The following is a 19462-nucleotide window of genomic DNA, read 5'->3' on the forward strand; positions in this document are numbered from 1 at the left end:
ATCAGCCTCCCGGTAACGTATAACTCAGCACAAGCCCATGCATCAATTTTGACCAACCATCAATGGCAACAAACAAGAAGATCTTGAACGGGACAGATATAACAGTTGGTGAGACCATCGACATACCCATTGCCATCAAGATAGTTGTCACTATCAGATCTATAACAATAAAAGGCAGATAAAGTAGAAATCCTATCTCAAATCCGCGCTTCAATTCTGATAGCAAGAAAGATGGTACAAGTATTGCAAAGTCATCAGGCGTGGCTGCAGCGTGCATTTCCTCTGGCCAGACCTTTTCTGTCGAAGATAGGAAAAATCGCCGCTGCTCTTCATTTGTGAATTTCTTGAGATGCTCGCGCAAGGGCTCACTTCCGGCTTTAGCGGCGCTTACCCAGTCGTCGAATGTCTGATAGTGGAGCTTGGGATCCGACATGCGGTCATAGGTCTGCTCAGCAACGGGCGCACTAACGAACATAGTGAGGATCATCGCCGCGGCGTACAGCACCACATTGGGTGGTATGGTCTGGGTCCCGAGCGCATTGCGGACGAGGAAAAGAACAATTGATACCTTTACAAAGGCCGTTGTCGTGGCAACTGCTAAAACCAGCAGACCGAGTCCGGCGGTAACCGCAAGAAGCGCCAGGATTGTCGGCTGAGCTTCACTCATTGCATGCAAACCCGCCACGGAGCCTGATGCCCAGCTCTTCTCCGATGCGGACAATGTCGCCACGCCCGATACGCTGACCATTGGCCACTATGTCGACCGGGCCGTCGATCGGCCATCCAAGTTCAAAAATATGCCCTTCGCCGGCACTTCTTAATTCCCCAAGAGAAATAGGCCAGCGGCCGCATTCAAAGACAAGCACGATCTCGACATCGTCGAGATCCTTAGTAAGCTCCAGTTGCGATCCGGGTTGTGTCATATGCGCACTCTCCAAAGGACACGGTCGCGGGCGGAAAGGCCCCCGCAAGATTAATTCATCGCCGTCAAGATCCGCCTCGGCGCACAACTGGCCGACAGCTAGGGTGATCTGGCCGCGGCCGAACGGCGCAATATCGGGCAACAATGCATCACCGACACATGCGCTTCGAAGAAGCGCCGCAGGAAGGCGAAGCGTGCCGACCTCTCCTGCAACAATGAGCGGGAGCTCTGGAGGCAGCCCGCCCAGCTGCCGCGGCAACTGGGCAAGCAGTTCGCCTAGCGCGCGAAACGCAGGCGGTACTAAGCCGTCAAGTGGCGTGAACAGGAATAGACGGCCCTTGCCCTTGACCGCGCCGAAAATGATGTCGAGTTCAAGATGAGGAGCCAGCATCGTGGCTTCGCATACCCGCACGAGTTGCACGTTCAGACGCGTCGTCTCCTCCAGTCGAGTGACAAGCGGCTCCAGAGCGAGTTCGAGAATTAGCGAAGCAGTTGGCTCGGAAGGGAAGGCCAAGCCGTTCTGCACTGTCGTGATGAACTCCTCTACGAGCGGGCGCGACAGTGACAAGATGACCGTTTCGGCTCCCACTCTCCAGACGCAGTCAAGCATCGGAATGGCAGCAGGTTCCTGCTGCCAGACAAGCCCTGCCGTTCGCACCGATAGCGGCACCTCGTTGATCCGGCTTTGAAACGGCGTGCGCGGCGCTGCTGTATCATTGAGCCACGAGACAACCGTGTGGGACAGTTTCAGAACTGGTTCGAACATGGCGGGTGTGACCGCAGCGCCTATCAAAGACTGCACGGTCGTGTCATTCGGACGACCTCTTGCGACCGTCGGATCCGGTTGCGCGGCATTTAGGCAAGCGACCCCCTCGCATATTTCAGCAGTATCTCATCGTCGGCCTCGATCTCGGCTGCGGCCTCCGAATGAGTCTCGACGGCGCGCCGCACGTCGTCCTCGATTTGTTGCCATTTGTCCCTTGCCGCCGAACATATGACCCATAGCTCCCTCGTCCTGGACGCCGCCATCTCAGCCTCCTCTTGAGCGATTTGGGTATCATCAAGCATCTGCCGTCTGGAATTGATCTCAGCGGCAAGTTGTTCAGTGTGAAGGCGGTGACGGTCGAGCGCTGCGCTAGACAAGTTGTCGAGTGACATCAGATGCTGATAGAGCGCTGCTTCTTTTCTTGAACAATGTTGCTGTATCATTGCAAGCTCCCTAGAGGCATTTTGTACGGCTGAGGCGGCCACATCGCGCTGGGCTTCCTTCTTGGACAGCTCGCCAAGGGCACGACGCTCTTGCATTTCCTTCAGAAGCCGTAACCTCGAAGACTGAATCCAGTTTACGCGGTCAGACGCGACATCCATGCGACCGTCTCCTCGAAATCTGACGCGTCATCTTCGCTCTGGCGCAGAAACTCCCTCAGTTCGTCGATTGACGCGACAGCCCGGTCAGTCAGGGGATCTCCACCTGGCTTGTATTCGCCAACATTGATCAAGAACTCGGTCTCGGCATAGCGCGACAGGAGCTCGCGGAAAATGGATGCTGCCTTGCGATGTGTCCCCGAAACGACTGCATCCATGACGCGGCTGCGACTCTGCAGCACATCAATAGCGGGGAAATGCGATCGCGCCGCAATAGCGCGTGAGAGGATGACATGGCCATCGAGAATACCACGCGATTCCTCGGCGATTGGATCACCCGTGCCATCACCCTCTACAAGCACCGTATAGAAGGCCGTGATTGAGCCCCGCTCACCCATGCCGGCGCGCTCGAGCAGGCCTGGCAGCATGCCAAAAACGGAAGGAGGAAAGCCCCGTCGCGTCGGCGGCTCACCCGCAGCAAGGCCTATTTCGCGCATAGCGCGGCAGAAGCGCGTCAGCGAATCCAGCATGAGAGCAACGCGTAGGCCTTGATCGCGGAAATATTCCGCGAGCGCAGTCGCCATTGGAGCGCATTGCGCACGCTCTACCGCCGAGCGGTCGGATGTTTCAACCACGACGACCGTACGGAGAAGGCCCTCTTCACCAAGATTCCTTTCGATGAATTCACGAACTTCCCGTCCACGTTCGCCTATGAGCGCCACTATGACGACGTCAGCGGCGGCACCCTTTACGATCTGTGACAACAGCGTCGACTTGCCACCACCTGGCTCGCCATAAATCCCGATCCGCTGGCCCTCGCCGCACGTCAGCAGACCATCGAGGACACGGACCCCAAGCGGGAATGGCCGCTCAATCATGCGCCTCGTCATCGGATTGGGGGCTCTGCCATGCAGGGGCCGAGTTTCGACGGTCTTGATTTCGCCTTTGCCGTCCAATGGGCGGCAACGACTGTCGATCACGCGACCGAGCAAATCGCCGCCGACGGGCACCTCACGCATTCGGCCAGTGGCCACGACCTCTGCGCGGCTGGATAGGCCCACCAAGTCCCCGATCGGTGTCAGCAATACACCATCACCCGACAGGCCGATCACCTCGGCCTCGAGCGACAGCCCGGTTCGCGGGTCCTCTAGGAGGCAAAGTTCCCCAATACGAGTGTCTGGCAAGACGGCATGAACCAGTGTGCCGATAGCCCGCGTGATCCGACCGCGCACCGCACGCGTGTCAATTCGCTTGGCCGCAGCCCTCAAAGACGAGATTGCTGGAACGAGAGCTCGAGTGTCGGCGTCAGCGTTATGTTCTGGGACGGGCTTTCTCATAGCTCGCCTTTCTCACAGAGCGTCCCGAAACCAAGGCGCAGCGCGCGCATCTGGGCGTCAAGTCCAAGGTCAACATTGCCGTACTCGCTCCACAGCACGCAGCGTTGCGGCGACAATGTCGGGTCGGGCTCGATCCGCACCCTTGGTCGACCATCCTGGCCGTCGCATCGAGCAAACTCTCGTGCAAGCATGTCGACTTGCATGGGAGAAACATGAAGGCAAACGTCGGCGCCGCTGTATTGACACTCTATGGCGTGACGAACAGCCCTCACCAATAGCTCGCCCGGATCGAAAGCGCCGATAAGATCGCTCAATATTTCCATCACGAGCTGCGGCAATTCCTGCTCCAGAGCCGCCTTTCGTCGCGCGATTTCGGAGATTGTCTCCGCAATCAACCCTGCCATCTCCTCGGTGCCTGCATTCGAGCCCTCCATGTGGCCGCGCGCCCACGCCCGCTGGTAAACCGCGCGTGCCCAGTTTCGAACGCGCTGCCGATGCCGTTCTGCCGCGGCAAGGGCTTGCGCGGCGCTGTGCCAGGTTTCGAGCTCGCTCGCGGGTATCAGTGGTCCGACTGGACGCATCTGCGGCGCTATTGGCCCCTCGGAAAGTTCGACTGTCATTTCACCGGGGTCTCTGTCTCAAAATGAGCTACTACAAGTGAAAGCAATTGGCCGGCGGCGGTCCAATGCTCATGTGCTGGAGTCTCCGCGGCAGTCCCCTCGGGCAATCGAAGAAGCACGCGGTTACGCTCGGTCGCTGAACTGTCCTGGAGCCAAGCTCCAAGACATGCGTGTCCATCGTATTCGATTTGCTGAGCGAGTTTTTCTGGGTCCGAGATCAGTCTTTTGTCAACAGCATGCAGCAGGTGTCGGATTCCGAATGCGTGTGCATCCACGCCGATGCGTTTAACAAGGATGGCAAGCTCAGGCTGAGAGACAAACGCGACCAGCGAACGGGCATGCCAGATACTACCAGCAAGAAGGGCCGCTCGATATGGATCATGCCCGCGTAGAAGGTCCGGCCTGCAGCCGATGTGGTTCAGATCCACGTCATCGTTGCCCAGCAATTCTGCCAGCCTTGGATGCAGTCTGGAACACTTCTGCAACTTCACTAACGTTTCGGCCGATAACGCTGGATCAAGACGCGCCGCAAGACGGGTTGGATGGGCCGAAGCCGCAAGCTCGCTCGCGCCCGGAAAGTGCGGACCATCAGGTCGGGCGGTCTGTATAGGCATTGGCAATGAGATGTCACCCACGTCCAATTGCAGGCATTCTTTTGCGAATGGCCTCGACAGCAGAAGCATCCCGGCGCCCCTCGACCTTGGAAACGCCGGTTGATTGCTTGCGCCGACGCGTAACAACGCCGATCAAGAGATAACAGGCCACGGCGAATACGGCTGCGGCAAAACCTGTTACGGTCGCCAGAAGTGGCGCAGGAAGAGGTAGTGATGCTTGTGGCAAAACAGCAGTCGGATCGGGCCGTTGCTCGTGTGCGGACCGTTCTACCGGCACCAAAACCACTTCCACCTTATCGTAGGACAGGCCTTCGATGCTGTCGGCTACAAGCATCTTTATCTTTGGCAGCAGAGCCGCGACATTTGTTTTTGCGTCGTGCCTGATAAACACCGAGGCCGAGGATGGCGTGGCACCGGCTCGCACAAGGTCGTTATGCGGCAGCACGACGTGAACACGTACAGAAAAAACGCCATCGATATCGCTGATCGTCCGCGACAACTCTTCGCTCAGGGCATACACGTAACGGGCACGCTCTTCGGTCGGCGAGGCAATCAGGCCTGATCCTTGGAATATCTCACCGAGGTTCTTGAAGGATTGGCGCGGCAGCCCCTTGGCGTTCAGAAGGTTGATTGAGAAGGCGAGCAGCTTTTCGTCAACCTGGATCGTGCTGGTTCCATCCTTGGCGACCACCCGGATCGCGGCGACCCCGTTGTCTTCAAGAAGTGCGAGCATTTCATTTGCCTCACGCTCTTGCAATTGCGTGTAGAGGTCGGCTTTGCAAGCAGTGAGGGCGACGAGAACTGGCAGCATGACAAGTCTAACCGACCGCCACCCTGACAGGCCACGCATGATTTCGCCCTCGGCCAAGCCAATCATGCGCGCGGTTCAGCCTTCCTTCAAAAGTTTATTCACGGATGATGTGACGCCGCTGACGCCTTTGGAGATAAGCGCCACCTGGGTGACGCCGTTGTAAACATCCCGAAGACCAGCCATCATCGTTTCGAAGTCTTGCCCTTGTTGGGGAATGCCCGAGATTCCGGTTCCCGCCTCACCTGGAACGGGAAGCTTCTGCGCCGGTCCCGGTAGAGCGCCCTTCGAAAGGGCTATGTCATGGTCGAGCGCGGGGAAGGAAACAGTGTTGTGTGGATATAGGGAGGAAATCGTCTGCAACACGCGATCGCCCATGCCGCTCGTCGGCGCAGCCGCGCGCTGAACATCCATCGCCGCAGCAACTGGCGCCGCACTCGCTGGCCCCGCGGCGGCATCGTTTTTCAGCGAGTCGGCTGCATGCCCTAAGGCGCGCTCAAACTGGGCCTGCTCGACAATCGACGGTGATCCGACCCTGGGGAGGCCAGCCGTTAGAGTGGCAGAGATCGACGTGACAGGCATCATCATGTAAGGACTCGGTTGCTCTCTCTGACCGGGCGAGCCCCGCCCATTCATCACCCGGTGTCGGCGCAACACTCCTAGGGGGGCAAGCTGACAACAAGCTGACTAACGGCGGCGTCATTTCGACAATCTAAAATCTCTTCGGCAATTTAGTCACTTGTGATGATTTCAGCGTTTGGTTTATCAGTGCGACATGCCGAGAACGCTTATCCAACCCGTCACCCTGCATGTTTTGAGACTTCTTTGTGCCGGGTTTTTTCTGTCCACCGGGATTCACCCGGCGCATGCAGTCCCGCTGTCCCTTCCGGCGACACCCTATAGATACACGGTTCTGGATCAGGAGCTCGCTGCAGCGTTGCAGGAATTCGGCAACAACCTGAATATCAGGGTCAACATCAGTCCTGCGGTGAAGGGGCGAATTCGCGGACGTATGCCTGATTTGCCACCGCGCGCGTTCCTCGACCGCTTGACGAACCTTTACGGTCTACAATGGTACTATGACGGCCTTGTGCTCTATGTGTCTGCTGCACAAGAATCGCAAACTCGAATGCTTTTGATGACGTCGATTCGCTTCGATGCGTTCAAGGGGGCTCTCGACAAGCTTGATATCTCCGACGAGCGCTATGTGGTCAAACCCGTGCCAGGCAATGGCCTCGTCTTCGTTTCCGGTCCACCGCGCTTCGTCGCACTCGTGGAGCAGACCTTTAACGGCTTGGTGGCGCAGGCGCAGGCGCAGACTCACATAGCGGCAACGCCAAAGGAATCAGTGCTGATCTTGTTTCGCGGCTCCTCCACTACGGTCGTTCGCGACGGACGACCGGATGCTTCTTATTCTTCTGACATCCCACAACAGGATAGCGTTGGCGGGAAGCCTGAGCTGGGCAAGAAATGAACATTGAGGATTTCCCGCAGCTCTGAAGAACATGACTGCGGCTACCCCTTTGTGAACTCTTCGCAAACTCGTCAGTTTCTCGAAAGCTAATCCGCTCATGATGAGTCCCGGCAGCTCTCGCGGTGACTCCGGCCATTGTGTTGGACCGAACCTTGGAGCCGGCCCGGAACACAGCAATTGAAGGCAGGGCAGGCGCATTCGTGACCTGCCGACGCTTGGAATTGTCGAATTTTGTGAAACGCAAGGGATCTTCTGTCGGGGTCTCTTGTGGGGATTTCAACGTCACGTCTGAGGATGCATAATGTCGGCCAGTAATCTTTCAACTTTCTACCGCTCAAATTCGCTACAGTCCGCAAGGGGTTGGCCGGGCCTGAAAGTTTCCCATTTTGCGACCCAGCATCAGCAAAGTGCATCGTGCTTCGAAGCGATGCTGTCCACTTGTGTGCTGGCAGACAAGCCCGGCTCTTTCGCGCAAGGGGATCTGCCAGCGTCGAATCTTGATTCGACAATGGATAAATTGCGGCAGGACCCTTTGGGCCATCTGGCACCGGATGTCTTGACATTGAATGGCTTGGAGCAACACCCACTGGATCTGCTGCCGCCAAATATGAGGGCGGCTCTCAAGGAGGACCAATCGCAACGCTCCAAGGCGACTGAAGCCCAACATCTGCTCGGCGTCACTCCGAAGATCGAGCCGGCTCCCAGGCCGAGCCCCGGAATCACGTGGAACGGTGGGTCGCTGACCACGGCTGAGTTGCAGATTGTTGCGGTACTCAACCGTCACAAGGACCAATGCCCGCTTACTTGGAAGTCGTTGACCGACAAAGCCAATGATCCCTCTACGCCACCGGATCTGAAAGCGGCGATCCAGGGACTGCAGCAGGATTCGGGACTTTTTTATGCGATTGGCTCGCAGGGCGACGGCCGCTGTGGAGGCAAGATCAACGCCAAGGACTTGGCCGGATTTTCAAACCACCACCCACAAGTTGCTGCATTTCAGGAAGCCCAAGCGCGAAGCTACGAGCAGAACTACATACCATCCGACGGCAGCGGAGGTTTGCAGCCTTCGGTCATGACCTTGAGCGATGCCTTGCGGGAGTTTTACCGGTACTCCGAAAATCTGTCCAAGGACCTGAGTCTGGATGAGTTCAAGAAAATGGTCGGCGGCGAATCGAAAAACGGCAAATTTCCGCCCCAGGTCATTGCGGCGGCGCAATATTTCCTCGATCACCCCGATGCTTGGAACCAGTTGTGCGGTGGCTCGAAAGGGAAGATGCACAAAGAGGATTTCCTGCAAGTCGCCTCATCGTCGATGAGCCTCACGCAAACTGAGCTGAATACGGTCGAGATGATCAAGGACCATCAGGACACGTTCTTTGGAAGCGGTGTTCTGACTCGCGACAAACTGGCGAAAATGAAAGACGACAAGAGCCTTGATCCGAAAGTGCGGGAAGCAGCCTCTCAGCTCCTTTCAGATCCTCTTCTGTTTGGCCTCCTGAACAATTCGATCACGGGCTATAAGACCCATCATAAATTCTTCGACTTTGGCGGCGGGCATACGGTTGATTCCGGCAATATCAGCAAAAAAGACTTTGCCCATTTTTGCACAAACATGTCGTCTGCGAACCGCAACGTTCAGCAGCCAATCACCCACGGCGCCCAAACCGCAGAAGAGCAGAATGCCGTCGCGGACATGAAGATGGGCCTGATGGACCAGCCTGACATTAAGTCAGCCAAAAAGAACGGCGGGGCCGTCATGCACGTCGTCGACTCCGTGCTCAAAATCGAGACGAAAGTGCTCGACTTGGCGGCAACGGCGGTGGGACTGCTCAGCTTCATTCCGGGCCTCGGACAAGTAGCCGATCTTGCCTCGATGGTTCTCGAGGCTGAGTCGCAAGCAGCCAATCTCCTGCGTACGGCCATTAACGGAGGCGATATGAAGCGAGCGCTGGAGGAAGCTGGCCTCAATATGGCCGCGCAGGCGATCGGCCTTATCGCAGGCCCCGAGGTCAAGCTGGCCATTCGAAATGGGCTCGTAAAGCACCTGATGGAAGAGGCCTTGGCGGCAGGCATTGATCTTTCGGTCTCGACGGCGCAGGACTACGCAGAAGGCTATGTGAATAACCTCAAAGCGCGCCTTGCAGGCGGCCCTGAGCAAAGCCTAGGCCTTCCGAGCATGCCATCATTCCAGAGTGTGGCAAGCAATGTGCCCTTCGTCGGCATTGCCTTATCCTAGCCGTCGCCTTGCGCGGAAGCTTTGGCTCGCGCGCTGACATAAGGGTCATTGTGGCACAAGCAGGGGTTCATCCGCATCAACGCAGCGGTGTTCCTGACGCCATCTGGATCGGACTGTGAGGGGGATGTCCGAAGTCTGTGAAGGCTTCGGTATATGACGACTTCAGAGTTACGCTGAGCCCAGCCATCTCGAGCCGGTGCGCCGGGTCGAGGTTTTCACGGGCGCCGGCCGGCAGCGGGAATGGTCTCCGGAAGGCACGGCGCGGATGGTGGCGGAGCGGCGCAGCCGAAGGAACGGCTGTCGCGCGCCCAGGGCGGCCTCCCGAACAGCAGACGATGATCTCCTGCCTTGGGCCTATATCCTTGTGCCCACGCTCAAGGCAGTCGGCTGAAAACAGCGCTGATTTAAAACAGCATTATCCTGCACTGCACCCTCGATCCTTGCGCTCACCGATCGCTCGTCGACACGCACGCGGTCAAGTCGTTATCGGCGCTATGCCGATGGGCTTCGAGAGCAAGGTGGACGCTGAGCGGTGCGTCAGCCTCAGGGCGCGGCTGGCCAGCTTTGGGTCTCACGCTCTATGACGGCAACACCCGGCTGATCAACTTGGCCTGTTCGCGGGCTCCCGGCAGCGGCGCGGAAGCCACGGTCCGCCTTCCTCGGCTTCAGGCCAAAGATACCGCAGCATGCTCCAGAGCTATGTCTGCCGCCTCCGCCCCATCGTCGCTGGTCATGTGGAAAGGACAAGCAGGCTACGCACCCCATAATCCCGTCGGGCAGGATTCGACAGTCGACGGCGAGACATTCGCCAAACCTCACCCTTGATTCTCAGCAACGTTAAAAAAAATTCACATAATGTTCGTGAGTGTAGTCTCCTGTCAGGTGGTACATTAGCCCCAATATCTGGCGTCTTAGTCGTAGAAAGGACTGTGATCCATCTTCCATTAGCATCCATACCAGCGGATTTACAGCAAATGACGAGAGAGGTCTCATGCGGATTGATGGGGATAGAAGGGCTAGCGGCTTGCTGCATCCCGTCCGGGTTGATGCCAACCAATGTTGACACTGGTAAATCGCCTAAGGACGGCAGCGCATCTTGATCGCCTTCGAATCCTGGGCCTTTGCGCGCATGCGGATCTAACCGTCGGCGAGCTGGCCGATATTACCAGTCTGCCTCGCGAGCAGGTTCGACGCCACGTTCGGCGGCTGGGCAGAGCCAACTTTCTTTGCTGCAACGAACAACGTCCGCAGTCTTCGTACCATATGCAAGCAGGAGGCAAGGATGGCGGGCTGGCTCAATTGGTGGTCGATCTCCTGCCCCACGATGATGGCCATCATAAAAGAGACCTACAACGCCTGGAAGCAATACAAGACGCGCGGTTGAAGGGACCGCCTGCTTGATCGTGAAATAGATCAGTCCAAATGGAGCGCGACTACCATGGATAACTCCGCCGGCGGCGCCATCGCGCAGCCCGACACTTACGGGCGGCCTCACTTAGCCGCCGTCGACTCCCGCGTTCACGAACTGCTTCTAAGACAGGAGCGTCAGGAGCGGACAACTCTCAAACTGATCGCCTCCGAGAACTTTGCCTCCTCGGCGGTGTTGGAAGCGACCGGGTCGATTTTCACCAACAAGTATGCCGAGGGATACCCCGGTGCGCGCTACTACGCCGGAAACGAGATCGTCGATGAGCTTGAGACCCTCGCGATCGAGCGCCTGAAAGCGCTATTTGGCAGTGAACACGCCAACGTCCAGCCTTATTCAGGCTCGCCAGCCAACCAGGCTGTCTATCGCGCGCTTTTGAGCCCCCGTGACAAAGTCATGGGCTTGCCTTTACCCGAAGGCGGCCATCTGACTCACGGTTGGTCCGTCAATTTTTCCGGCAGCGATTATCAGCGCGTCCCGTACAGGCTGCACGAAAAGACACAGCAAATTGACTATGACCACTTGCGCGAGACCGCCAAGCGGGAACGCCCGAAGCTAATTTGGGTCGGCGGAACTGCTTATCCGCGTATTTTTGACTACGCGGCAATGGCCGAAATTGCTTCGGAGGTGAACTCGTATCTGGTGGCTGACATCGCCCACATCTGCGGCCTGGTTGTCGCAGGAGTGCATCCGAACCCCGTGTCCCATTGCGATGTGGTCACCAGCACCTCTCACAAGTCGATCCGCGGTCCCCGGGGTGGCTTCATTTTATCAAGGAATGAAGACCGTTATCAGCCCCTCCATCATCCGAAGAGCAAACACAATCTGCGCCGTGTTCCCTCTTCTGCAAGGCGGACCGCATATGAATACTATCGCCGCGCTTGCCGTCGCTTTGCAGGAAGCAGCGAACTCGTCCTTTCGTGTCTACGGTCAGCAGATCGTCCACAACGCCAAGGCTCTGGCCCAGGCGCTTCTGGAGCGAGGTTATGAACTCGTCACTGGGGGCACTGACAATCACATGCTGATCCTTGATCTTCGGGACCGGCCGCTGTCAGGCAAAGCCTATGCGGAGCGCTTATCGCGTGCAGGCATCATTGCGAATTTCAATATGGTCCCGGGCGACCGGCGGCATCCGGCGCTGACAAGCGGCATCCGCTTAGGGACACCAGCGGTGACGTCCATGGGCATGCGCGAAACGGAGATGGTGCAGATCGCCGCTTTCATCGACTCGGTCTGCCGCCAGCCCGATGACCAGGAAGTTCATGCGAGCGTACGAAGAGACGTTGCCGACTTCTGCACTGCGTTCGATGTTCCCGGCATCCGCGACCGATAAGCCACCCCAATCCAGAAACTCCTCACTAACTCCAGCACTTGAAGCGAGGGCATTTTTATGACCAGGCAGTTCGTGTTCTCTTCCGAATCCGTCGGCGCGGGACACCCCGACAAGATGGCAGACAACATCTCCGATGCCATTCTCGATGCGGTCCTGCGCACCGATCCGAAGGCGCGCGTCGCCTGTGAAGTGTTGGTGAAGACGGGGATGGTCGTTGTGGCTGGCGAGATCACCAGCCATGCCCACATCGATTACAGCCAAGTCGCCCGCGATACGATACTCGATATTGGCTACGACGATGATGCGATTGGCTTTGATGGTCGACGTTGCGCCGTCGTTCTGGCCCTCACCGAGCAGTCGCCCGACATAAGCCAGGGCGTTGATGAAGGACGAGGGCAGGATCTCGGGCAAGGGGCAGGGGATCAGGGCATCATGTTTGGATTCGCATGCAACGAGACGGATACATTGATGCCCCTGCCGATCCAACTCGCTCACCATTTGACGAAAAGACAGGCCGAGGTCCGGAAAGCGGGACAGCTTGGCTGGCTGCGTCCGGACGTGAAATCTCAAGTGTCGGTACGCTACGAAGGGCTCCGCCCGGTGGCGCTGGATACCATAGTCCTGTCAACGCAGCATGACGAAGCGGTCTCACAAGCCACGGTCCGCGAAGGCGTCATTGAGGAGATCATAAAACCGGTCCTGCCGGCCCACCTGGATACTTCGGGGATCAGATTTCTGGTCAACCCAACAGGGCGGTTCGTGGTCGGTGGGCCTGCCGGCGACTGCGGCCTCACAGGACGGAAGATCATCGTCGATTCCTACGGTGGGACCGGGCGTCACGGCGGCGGTGCCTTTTCGGGCAAGGACCCATCCAAGGTTGACCGCTCGGCGGCCTATGCCGCCCGGTATGTCGCGAAGAACATCGTTGCCAGCGGCCTTGCAGAGGTCTGCGAGGTTCAGCTTGCCTACGCGATCGGCGTGGCCAGTCCGGTTTCTGTCATGGTCAATACCTTCGGAACCGCAAGGATCGAGGAAAAAAGGATCGAGCGCCTTGTTCTCGAGGTTTTCAATCTCCGACCGAAAGGCATCATCAAGATGCTTGATCTCTTACGGCCGATATACCGCAAGACGGCGACATACGGACACTTCGGGCGTGAAGAGCCTGAGTTCACTTGGGAGAAGACGGACAAAGCTGACGATTTGCTGCGTGAAGCCGGACCGGCAGCTGCGTGAGGGCGGCTGGATCAAGCGCATGCGGCAACCCATTTCAACTCGCGAGACCACGCCCGGCCGGCGTGGCAAGAAGCCGGCTCGGGTTTTGGCGGAGATTTTGATGCCGGATTATGACGTGCTTTGCATCGGCAATGCCATTGTCGACATCATCGCCCAGTGCGACGAGGAATTCCTCGAGACCAACGGCATCATCAAGGGCGCGATGAACCTCATCGACACACAACGCGCCGAACTGCTCTACAGCCGCATGGGTCCGGCGATCGAAGCGTCCGGCGGCAGCGCCGGCAACACGGCGGCCGGCGTCGCCAGCTTTGGCGGCCGCGCGGCCTTCTTCGGCAAGGTCTCCAACGATGCGCTGGGCGAAATCTACGCCCACGACATCCATGCGCAGGGCGTCGCCTTCGGCACCACGCCGCTCAAGGGTGAGCCGCCGACGGCGCGCTCGATGATCTTCGTCACGCCCGACGGCGAGCGCTCGATGAACACCTATCTCGGCGCCTGCGTCGAGCTTGGCCCTGAGGATGTCGAAGCCGACAAGGCGTCCGGCGCCAAGGTCACCTATTTCGAAGGCTATCTGTGGGACCCGCCGCGCGCCAAGGAGGCAATCCGCCAGACGGCGAAGCTGGCGCACGCGGCAGGCCGAGAAGTGTCGATGACGCTATCGGATTCGTTCTGCGTCGACCGCTACCGCGACGAATTCCTCGACCTGATGCGCTCGGGCACGGTCGACATCGTCTTTGCCAACAGCCACGAGATCAAGTCGCTCTACCAGACATCGTCGTTCGACGAGGCGCTGGCCCAGATCCGCAAGGATTGCCGGATCGCCGCCGTCACCCGCTCGGAAAAAGGCTCGGTGATCGTGCGCGGCGACGAGACCGTGGTGATCAAGGCGACCGCCATCAAGGAACTGGTCGACACGACGGGCGCCGGCGATCTCTATGCCGCCGGCTTCCTGCATGGCTACACGCAAGGCCGCGACCTGCAGACTTGCGGCGACCTTGGCTCACTGGCAGCCGGATTGGTGATCCAGCAGATCGGCCCCAGGCCCCGTCAGAATTTGCGCCGCGAGGCCGAGCAGGCGGGGCTGACCATTCCGGACGTTCAAACGAGTTAGTGGCCTACCTTCCCGTTGTGCAGGCTATCTCGCCAGAAGCGCAATCACGGAATAGGGAAATCCTGATGTCGAACATGATGAAGGCGCTTGTGAAGGCCAAGGCCGAACCGGGCATCTGGATGGAAGAGGTGCCGGTGCCGGAAATCGGCCCCAACGACGTGCTGATCAAGATCAAGAAGACGGCGATCTGCGGCACCGACGTGCACATCTACAATTGGGACCAGTGGGCGCAGAAGACGGTGCCGGTGCCGATGGTGACGGGCCATGAATTCGTCGGCACCGTTGCCGATTTCGGCGCAGCGGTCACCGAATACAAGGTCGGCCAGCGTGTATTGGGCGAAGGCCACATCGTCTGCGGCCATTGCCGCAACTGTCGCGCCGGGCGAGGGCATCTGTGCCGCAACACACTCGGCGTCGGCGTCAACCGTCCAGGCGCCTTCGGCGAGTATCTGGCGATCCCGCAGCACAATGTCGTGCCGATCCCCGACGATGTGCCCGATGAGATTGCCGCGATCTTCGATCCCTTGGGCAATGCCGTCCACACCGCATTGTCCTTCGATCTGGTCGGCGAGGACGTGCTGGTGACTGGCGCCGGGCCGATCGGCATCATGGGCGCGCTCGTCGCCCAATGCGTCGGCGCGCGCAAAGTGGTCATCACTGACATCAACCCGGTGCGGCTGGCGCTAGCCAAGAAACTCGGCGTCCAGCATGTCGTCGACGCCTCGAAGGAGAAGCTGCGCGACGTCATGCCGGTGCTCGGCATGACCGAGGGGTTCGACGTCGGGCTCGAAATGTCAGGCGCCGCCCCCGCTTTCCGCGACATGATCGACACCATGAACAATGGCGGCAAGATCGCCATTCTGGGCATCGCGCCGACCGGCTTCGAGATCGACTGGAACAAGGTCATCTTCAAGATGCTGCATCTCAAAGGCATCTACGGCCGCGAGATGTTCGAAACCTGGTACAAGATGATCGCGCTTGTGCAGGGTCCGCTGGATGTCTCCGGCCTGATCACCCACCGCATCGGCATCGACGATTTTCAGATCGGTTTCGATGCGATGAAGAGCGGCAGTTCCGGCAAGGTGGTGATGGACTGGTAGGGATTGCCTTGGCCGCTATTCAGGAAAAGCTGACGACAGCACCTCTGGTCCGCCGGACATTTTCCAACTAGGGGAACATGGCTGGGTGGAGAGCTATGGCTCCGCTACGTGCGCTCGCTAATCATACACGGCGACGTATCGCGGCCCACCCGGTGACGGTCGATGGGGCAATTCGCTTCAGTCGATGACGGAAACCCGGTGAACCGATGCTGAGGCCCCGACGCGATCGTCTATTTCCTATGATCTGCGATTGAGGTCGAGGTGTTGCCGCTTTCAGCGGGTAAAATGCGATAGACGACTTCCGGTACCCTTCCGGTCAGCGAAAAGGAAGGCAACGAGCCGCATTGCCTCAAGCAAAATGTTACCAATAGTGTCCTGTTCCAAAGGGGATGGACAGGTCGTGCCATTCCGGTTCGGGGGAAGGATGGCGCGGCTCAGCATGGCGACACGGTGAAGCGGCGATCGTGGAGCTTTATTGCGGCGTTGACAAGCGGCGCATTCTGGATGAGTTCGAGGCGGTAACCGGCTATTATTCGCAAGCGCGCGATCCGTCTTATGAACCGTCGTGAGCAGAGGCCGTCTGCGGGCAAGAGCCGCAGCCGCTGTTACGGCAGCGATGTCCGCGACGCGCTCATCGTGTTGTGGGAGGATTCGGAGCGGCTGGGTCCGCATCGACGCTCGCGGCGGCCAGCGCCGCCGGGCAGGAATGAGTTCGCAGTTCGCCGCTCGGTGCCAGCCCGCACCTTCGGCGATTGGAAAGATCCGCCGCCCGGCTTTGTTGAGCGCATTCGGGCACGTCTTCGTCAGGGAGCTTCGTGCAGACGATGGTGCTGACCGGATTGCCGCCGGCTGGACCGATTGCATTCCGCTCCGCACGCGCGACAGCGGCAATGTGATCATGGCGATCAAGCAGGCCCGCTCCCGGTTTCGCTGACCCTGTGCTGCTGTTTGCCGGCATCCGCCCGCACAGGAAGAGCTTGTAAAAGCGGTCGGTGCGGAAATCGAGGAGCCGTTGGTCGTCGATCTTCAGCCTGAACGCGGTCGTTTGCTGGTGCCGCAAATCGGCTGTTGCATGTACATCCCTGTCAGACGTCAGTTTTCCTCGCCTATTTTGGTGTCGAGCGCGAAGTGCTCCAACCAGATTGCAAGGCTTTTTGGAAATGAGAGCGGCTTTGCGCAGGGCGCTCCGTTGTTGAGCATTCAAGCTACCAAGCCAATGACGCGCAGGTTCCACCAGGCTCGCCAGCCTTGAAGGACAGCGAAAAAAGCAGAGCACGACAGACACAACAGTGCATCAGGACGCCGCAGTCGTTGAAGATGGTGCGCTGCATCCATACCGTGGATGCATTCGATCCAAATAATCGATTTGTTCAATCAGTTTCTCGAAAGCTAACCCTACCCTCTGTGGGAATCGGGCTCTGAGCCGCGACGCTGCCTTGCGAGCGCAGGGGCTGCACGTAGGAGAGATGATGCAACGAGAAATCGCACGCGGGTTGCTGGCCTCGTGGGTTCGCCGACCGGCGTATTTGAGCCCGTCAGTTGGTCCTCACCCGCGCCTATTGCCACCGAGCGACTTGCATGTCCCTCCGACTCGGACCAGTTCCGAGAGCTGCGACGAGTTGCGCGCCGTGTGCTCCGATCAGATGGCCGCCGGTGACGCGTTCGATGGGCCGTCCCTCTTCGAGAGGAGATGAAATGCGAACGCTGCTCGTGGATCATCATGCGGATCTTGCGCGCGCCATGCGACTTGCGCTCGGGGATGGCGGCTTCGTCGTTGATGTCGTTGGTACTCTGGAACTGGCTTCGAGTGCATTTTCTTGCGCCAGCTATGAAATTCTCCTGCTGGAATTGGCTCTGCCAGATGGCGATGGCTTGGGTTGGCTGAGGCAGTTGAGGACCCACGGGCATTCAGTTCCTGCCGTCATTATGAGCAGCCTTAACGATCTCGATAAGCGAATTGCGATCTTCAACGGTGGTGCGGACGACTTTCTGCTCAAACCCATCTCTACCGATGAGCTTATTGCCAGAATGAGAGCCATTCTGCGCCGGGCGACACAGATGACCGACCTGAGGCTCGTATTTGGCAATCTCGACTTTGATCCGGTCGCCCGCCAGGTTTTCGTTGATGGGCACCCAATGATGATCGCACGTCGCGAACTCTGTATTCTAGAGCACCTGCTTAACCGGGCAGGCCGCATCGTGCCCCGTGCGCAATTGGAAGATCACCTCTATTCATTCAACGACGACGTGTCTGCCAACGCGCTTGAAGTCGGAATTTATCGTTTACGGGGACATCTGACCAGATCAGGTGCAACGCCACGGATCAAGACCATCCGAGGCATTGGTTACATCCTAGAATTGACTGACGCCTCGTCCGCATAGTTTGTCGAATCGAAAGAAGATCTATTTTGCTGATCCTTCAACATCCTTGCCATGCGCTCAATTGGCGGGCGATCGCCAACAAGGTTACAAGACCTGCAGTTCCCCGTTACCTGGGCCATCTCCTCTGCGCGCTTATTGTGACTTTCCCACTTGGTGTCGCGGCGCAAAACAAGCAGGACAAAGGCCCGCCGCATGCGGCTTCGAATAGCATCAACGCCACGCTGACCCTTTCCTCTTCGCTCGGGGAGACCGTTCATCTGCCCGCGCCAGCCACGACCATCTTTGTTGCTGACCCCACGATCGCGGATTTTCAGGCGCCATCGAGCAAAACAATCTTCGTCTTTGGCAAGAAATCGGGGCGGACCAGCCTATTCGCCTTGGATGGCAATGGCGAGCCTCTCGCCGAATTGCGTATCGTTGTCACGCAACCGATCGGGGATTTACGCGCCATGTTGCGGGAGCAGGTCGGCGACTATCCCATCCGCGTCAACTATACGCCGCGCGGCGCAATCCTTAGCGGGACGGCGCCCGACGCAGAGGTCGCCGACACCGCAAAAAGAGTCACTGAGCAATATCTGGGCGACGGAGCGCAAGTCGTCAACAACATCAAGGTCGCTGGATCCCTGCAAGTTAACCTCAGCGTGCGCGTAGCCGAAGTCTCACGCAGCGCCATGAAGTCACTCGGCGTCAACTTGTCCGCCTTCGGTCAAATCGGCAATTTCAAAGTGGGCGTTCTAAGCGGAAGCGCTGCAAGCGCTGGGTCTGGTTCAACCCAGGGTGGCGGTACAGCAGAAATCGGATTCGACAACGGTGCCGTCAACGTCAGCGCGGTTCTCGACGCGCTCGCCAAGGAGCATATAGCTTCCGTCCTGGCTGAGCCGAACCTCACCGCTATGTCGGGTGAAAAGGCCAGCTTTCTCGCGGGCGGCGAATTTCCCATTCCTGTCCTGCAGGAAAACAGGCAGGTATCGGTTGAATTCCGTCACTTCGGCGTCAGTCTGGAATTTGTGCCGACAGTTCTCAGCAACAATCAAATCAACATTCACGTAACGCCCGAAGTCAGTGAACTGTCGACGCAAGGTGCCGTGCAAATCAACGGAATTTCCGTGCCGGCAGTTTCCACGCGCCGAGCCGATACGGTCGTCGAACTCGCCAGCGGCCAGAGCTTCGCAATCGGCGGTCTAATCAGGCGGAACGTCAACAATGATGTCAGGGCCTTTCCCTGGCTCGGAGAACTGCCGATCCTGGGACCGCTTTTTCGCTCGACCTCGTTTCAAAAAGAGGAGTCAGAACTGGTCATTCTAGTTACGCCTTACATTGTAAGACCAGGCTCCAACCCAAACCAGATGAGCGCACCGACCGAGCGGGCGGCACCGGCTTTGAACGGAGGGGGCGCTCCGACGAATTCCGTGACAAGTCCCCCGCGAGACCGCGCTGCTATCCGTGCGGGCGCGCCAAGCGCCCAGGGCGGTCTCGGCTTCATCATCGAATAGTGTCA

General features: G+C 58.5%; 16 protein-coding genes and 2 pseudogenes. 9 read left to right on the forward strand and 9 right to left on the reverse strand.

Features of this window, described 5'->3' with window-relative positions:
- Position 1: 1 nt before the first annotated feature.
- The 8 genes from sctR to EN853_RS21375 form a co-directional block, all read right to left on the reverse strand.
- Positions 2–667: a type III secretion system export apparatus subunit SctR gene (sctR, locus tag EN853_RS21340; protein WP_029354851.1), complete on the reverse strand. Its 666-nt coding sequence runs from the start codon at positions 665–667 to the stop codon at positions 2–4.
- The gene (gene sctQ, locus EN853_RS21345; RefSeq protein WP_095769044.1) at positions 660–1688 is read right to left on the reverse strand and encodes a type III secretion system cytoplasmic ring protein SctQ; all 1029 of its coding nucleotides are present in this window, start codon (positions 1686–1688) and stop codon (positions 660–662) included. The genes sctR and sctQ overlap by 8 nt, the downstream gene beginning before the upstream one ends.
- 89 nt (positions 1689–1777) lie before the next feature.
- Positions 1778–2290, reverse strand: coding sequence for a hypothetical protein (locus EN853_RS21350; protein WP_032899688.1), 513 nt, complete (start codon positions 2288–2290; stop codon positions 1778–1780).
- Positions 2266–3624 carry a type III secretion system ATPase SctN gene (sctN, locus tag EN853_RS21355; RefSeq protein WP_024505372.1) on the reverse strand — a complete coding sequence of 453 codons (1359 nt, stop codon included), beginning with the start codon at positions 3622–3624 and terminating at the stop codon, positions 2266–2268. Before sctN ends, EN853_RS21350 begins: the two co-directional genes overlap by 25 nt.
- Entirely contained in the window at positions 3621–4244 is a 624-nt protein-coding gene (gene sctL, locus EN853_RS21360) for a type III secretion system stator protein SctL (RefSeq protein WP_024505371.1), read from the reverse strand. The genes sctN and sctL overlap by 4 nt, the downstream gene beginning before the upstream one ends.
- A complete protein-coding gene (locus EN853_RS21365) occupies positions 4241–4879 on the reverse strand; it encodes a nodulation protein NolU (protein WP_306462680.1) in 639 nt (212 codons plus the stop codon). Before EN853_RS21365 ends, sctL begins: the two co-directional genes overlap by 4 nt.
- Entirely contained in the window at positions 4872–5735 is an 864-nt protein-coding gene (gene sctJ / locus EN853_RS21370; protein WP_024505369.1) for a type III secretion inner membrane ring lipoprotein SctJ, read from the reverse strand. Before sctJ ends, EN853_RS21365 begins: the two co-directional genes overlap by 8 nt.
- 9 nt (positions 5736–5744) lie before the next feature.
- Positions 5745–6254: a nodulation protein NolB gene (locus EN853_RS21375; protein WP_024505368.1), complete on the reverse strand. Its 510-nt coding sequence runs from the start codon at positions 6252–6254 to the stop codon at positions 5745–5747.
- Positions 6255–6441: 187 nt separating this feature from the next.
- Between EN853_RS21375 and EN853_RS21380 the strand changes: the two genes are divergently transcribed.
- Positions 6442–7140, forward strand: a complete 699-nt coding sequence (locus EN853_RS21380; protein WP_024505367.1) for a secretin N-terminal domain-containing protein — start codon at positions 6442–6444, stop codon at positions 7138–7140.
- 301 nt (positions 7141–7441) lie between these two features.
- Positions 7442–9376, forward strand: a complete 1935-nt coding sequence (locus EN853_RS21385) for an HrpF/NolX family T3SS translocon protein (protein WP_024505366.1) — start codon at positions 7442–7444, stop codon at positions 9374–9376.
- Between the two features lie 1137 nt (positions 9377–10513).
- On the opposite strand, the gene EN853_RS34055 is transcribed toward EN853_RS21385, so the two are convergent.
- On the reverse strand, positions 10514–10714 hold the full coding sequence (locus tag EN853_RS34055; RefSeq protein ID WP_024505365.1) for a hypothetical protein: 201 nt from the start codon (positions 10712–10714) through the stop codon (positions 10514–10516).
- A gap of 100 nt (positions 10715–10814) precedes the next feature.
- On the opposite strand from EN853_RS34055, the pseudogene glyA reads away from it, so the two are divergent.
- The 7 genes and pseudogenes from glyA (at position 10815) to EN853_RS21430 (ending at position 19457) form a co-directional block, all read left to right on the forward strand.
- Positions 10815–12135: pseudogene (glyA, locus tag EN853_RS21400) on the forward strand (serine hydroxymethyltransferase).
- A 57-nt stretch (positions 12136–12192) separates the two neighbouring features.
- The gene (gene metK / locus EN853_RS21405; RefSeq protein ID WP_063169265.1) at positions 12193–13368 is read left to right on the forward strand and encodes a methionine adenosyltransferase; all 1176 of its coding nucleotides are present in this window, start codon (positions 12193–12195) and stop codon (positions 13366–13368) included.
- A 100-nt stretch (positions 13369–13468) separates the two neighbouring features.
- On the forward strand, positions 13469–14482 hold the full coding sequence (locus EN853_RS21410) for an adenosine kinase (RefSeq protein ID WP_126063919.1): 1014 nt from the start codon (positions 13469–13471) through the stop codon (positions 14480–14482).
- 65 nt (positions 14483–14547) lie between these two features.
- Positions 14548–15582, forward strand: coding sequence for an L-threonine 3-dehydrogenase (tdh, locus tag EN853_RS21415; protein ID WP_126063920.1), 1035 nt, complete (start codon positions 14548–14550; stop codon positions 15580–15582).
- A gap of 714 nt (positions 15583–16296) precedes the next feature.
- Positions 16297–16465, forward strand: a pseudogene (locus tag EN853_RS34675) (transposase); the annotation flags it as partial.
- Positions 16466–17277: 812 nt separating this feature from the next.
- Positions 17278–17964: a response regulator transcription factor gene (locus EN853_RS21425; protein ID WP_024505585.1), complete on the forward strand. Its 687-nt coding sequence runs from the start codon at positions 17278–17280 to the stop codon at positions 17962–17964.
- A 71-nt stretch (positions 17965–18035) separates the two neighbouring features.
- On the forward strand, positions 18036–19457 hold the full coding sequence (locus EN853_RS21430) for a type II and III secretion system protein family protein (RefSeq protein ID WP_050580548.1): 1422 nt from the start codon (positions 18036–18038) through the stop codon (positions 19455–19457).
- Positions 19458–19462: the final 5 nt, after the last annotated feature.

The sequence above is a fragment of the Mesorhizobium sp. M1C.F.Ca.ET.210.01.1.1 genome (assembly GCF_004791585.1).
Classification (GTDB): domain Bacteria; phylum Pseudomonadota; class Alphaproteobacteria; order Rhizobiales; family Rhizobiaceae; genus Mesorhizobium.

Bases quoted from the DNA above. Each gene is read 5' to 3' on its own strand.
- EN853_RS34055 (WP_024505365.1), bottom strand. From the start codon at position 10,714: ATGATGGCCATCATCGTGGGGCAGGAGATCGACCACCAATTGAGCCAG.
- sctJ (WP_024505369.1), bottom strand. From the start codon at position 5,735: ATGATTGGCTTGGCCGAGGGCGAAATCATGCGTGGCCTGTCAGGGTGG.
- metK (WP_063169265.1), top strand. From the start codon at position 12,193: ATGACCAGGCAGTTCGTGTTCTCTTCCGAATCCGTCGGCGCGGGACAC.
- EN853_RS21425 (WP_024505585.1), top strand. From the start codon at position 17,278: ATGCGAACGCTGCTCGTGGATCATCATGCGGATCTTGCGCGCGCCATG.
- tdh (WP_126063920.1), top strand. From the start codon at position 14,548: ATGTCGAACATGATGAAGGCGCTTGTGAAGGCCAAGGCCGAACCGGGC.
- EN853_RS21410 (WP_126063919.1), top strand. From the start codon at position 13,469: ATGCCGGATTATGACGTGCTTTGCATCGGCAATGCCATTGTCGACATC.
- EN853_RS21350 (WP_032899688.1), bottom strand. From the start codon at position 2,290: ATGGATGTCGCGTCTGACCGCGTAAACTGGATTCAGTCTTCGAGGTTA.
- EN853_RS21380 (WP_024505367.1), top strand. From the start codon at position 6,442: ATGCCGAGAACGCTTATCCAACCCGTCACCCTGCATGTTTTGAGACTT.
- sctR (WP_029354851.1), bottom strand. From the start codon at position 667: ATGAGTGAAGCTCAGCCGACAATCCTGGCGCTTCTTGCGGTTACCGCC.
- sctN (WP_024505372.1), bottom strand. From the start codon at position 3,624: ATGAGAAAGCCCGTCCCAGAACATAACGCTGACGCCGACACTCGAGCT.
- EN853_RS21375 (WP_024505368.1), bottom strand. From the start codon at position 6,254: ATGATGATGCCTGTCACGTCGATCTCTGCCACTCTAACGGCTGGCCTC.
- sctL (WP_024505371.1), bottom strand. From the start codon at position 4,244: ATGACAGTCGAACTTTCCGAGGGGCCAATAGCGCCGCAGATGCGTCCA.
- sctQ (WP_095769044.1), bottom strand. From the start codon at position 1,688: ATGTTCGAACCAGTTCTGAAACTGTCCCACACGGTTGTCTCGTGGCTC.
- EN853_RS21385 (WP_024505366.1), top strand. From the start codon at position 7,442: ATGTCGGCCAGTAATCTTTCAACTTTCTACCGCTCAAATTCGCTACAG.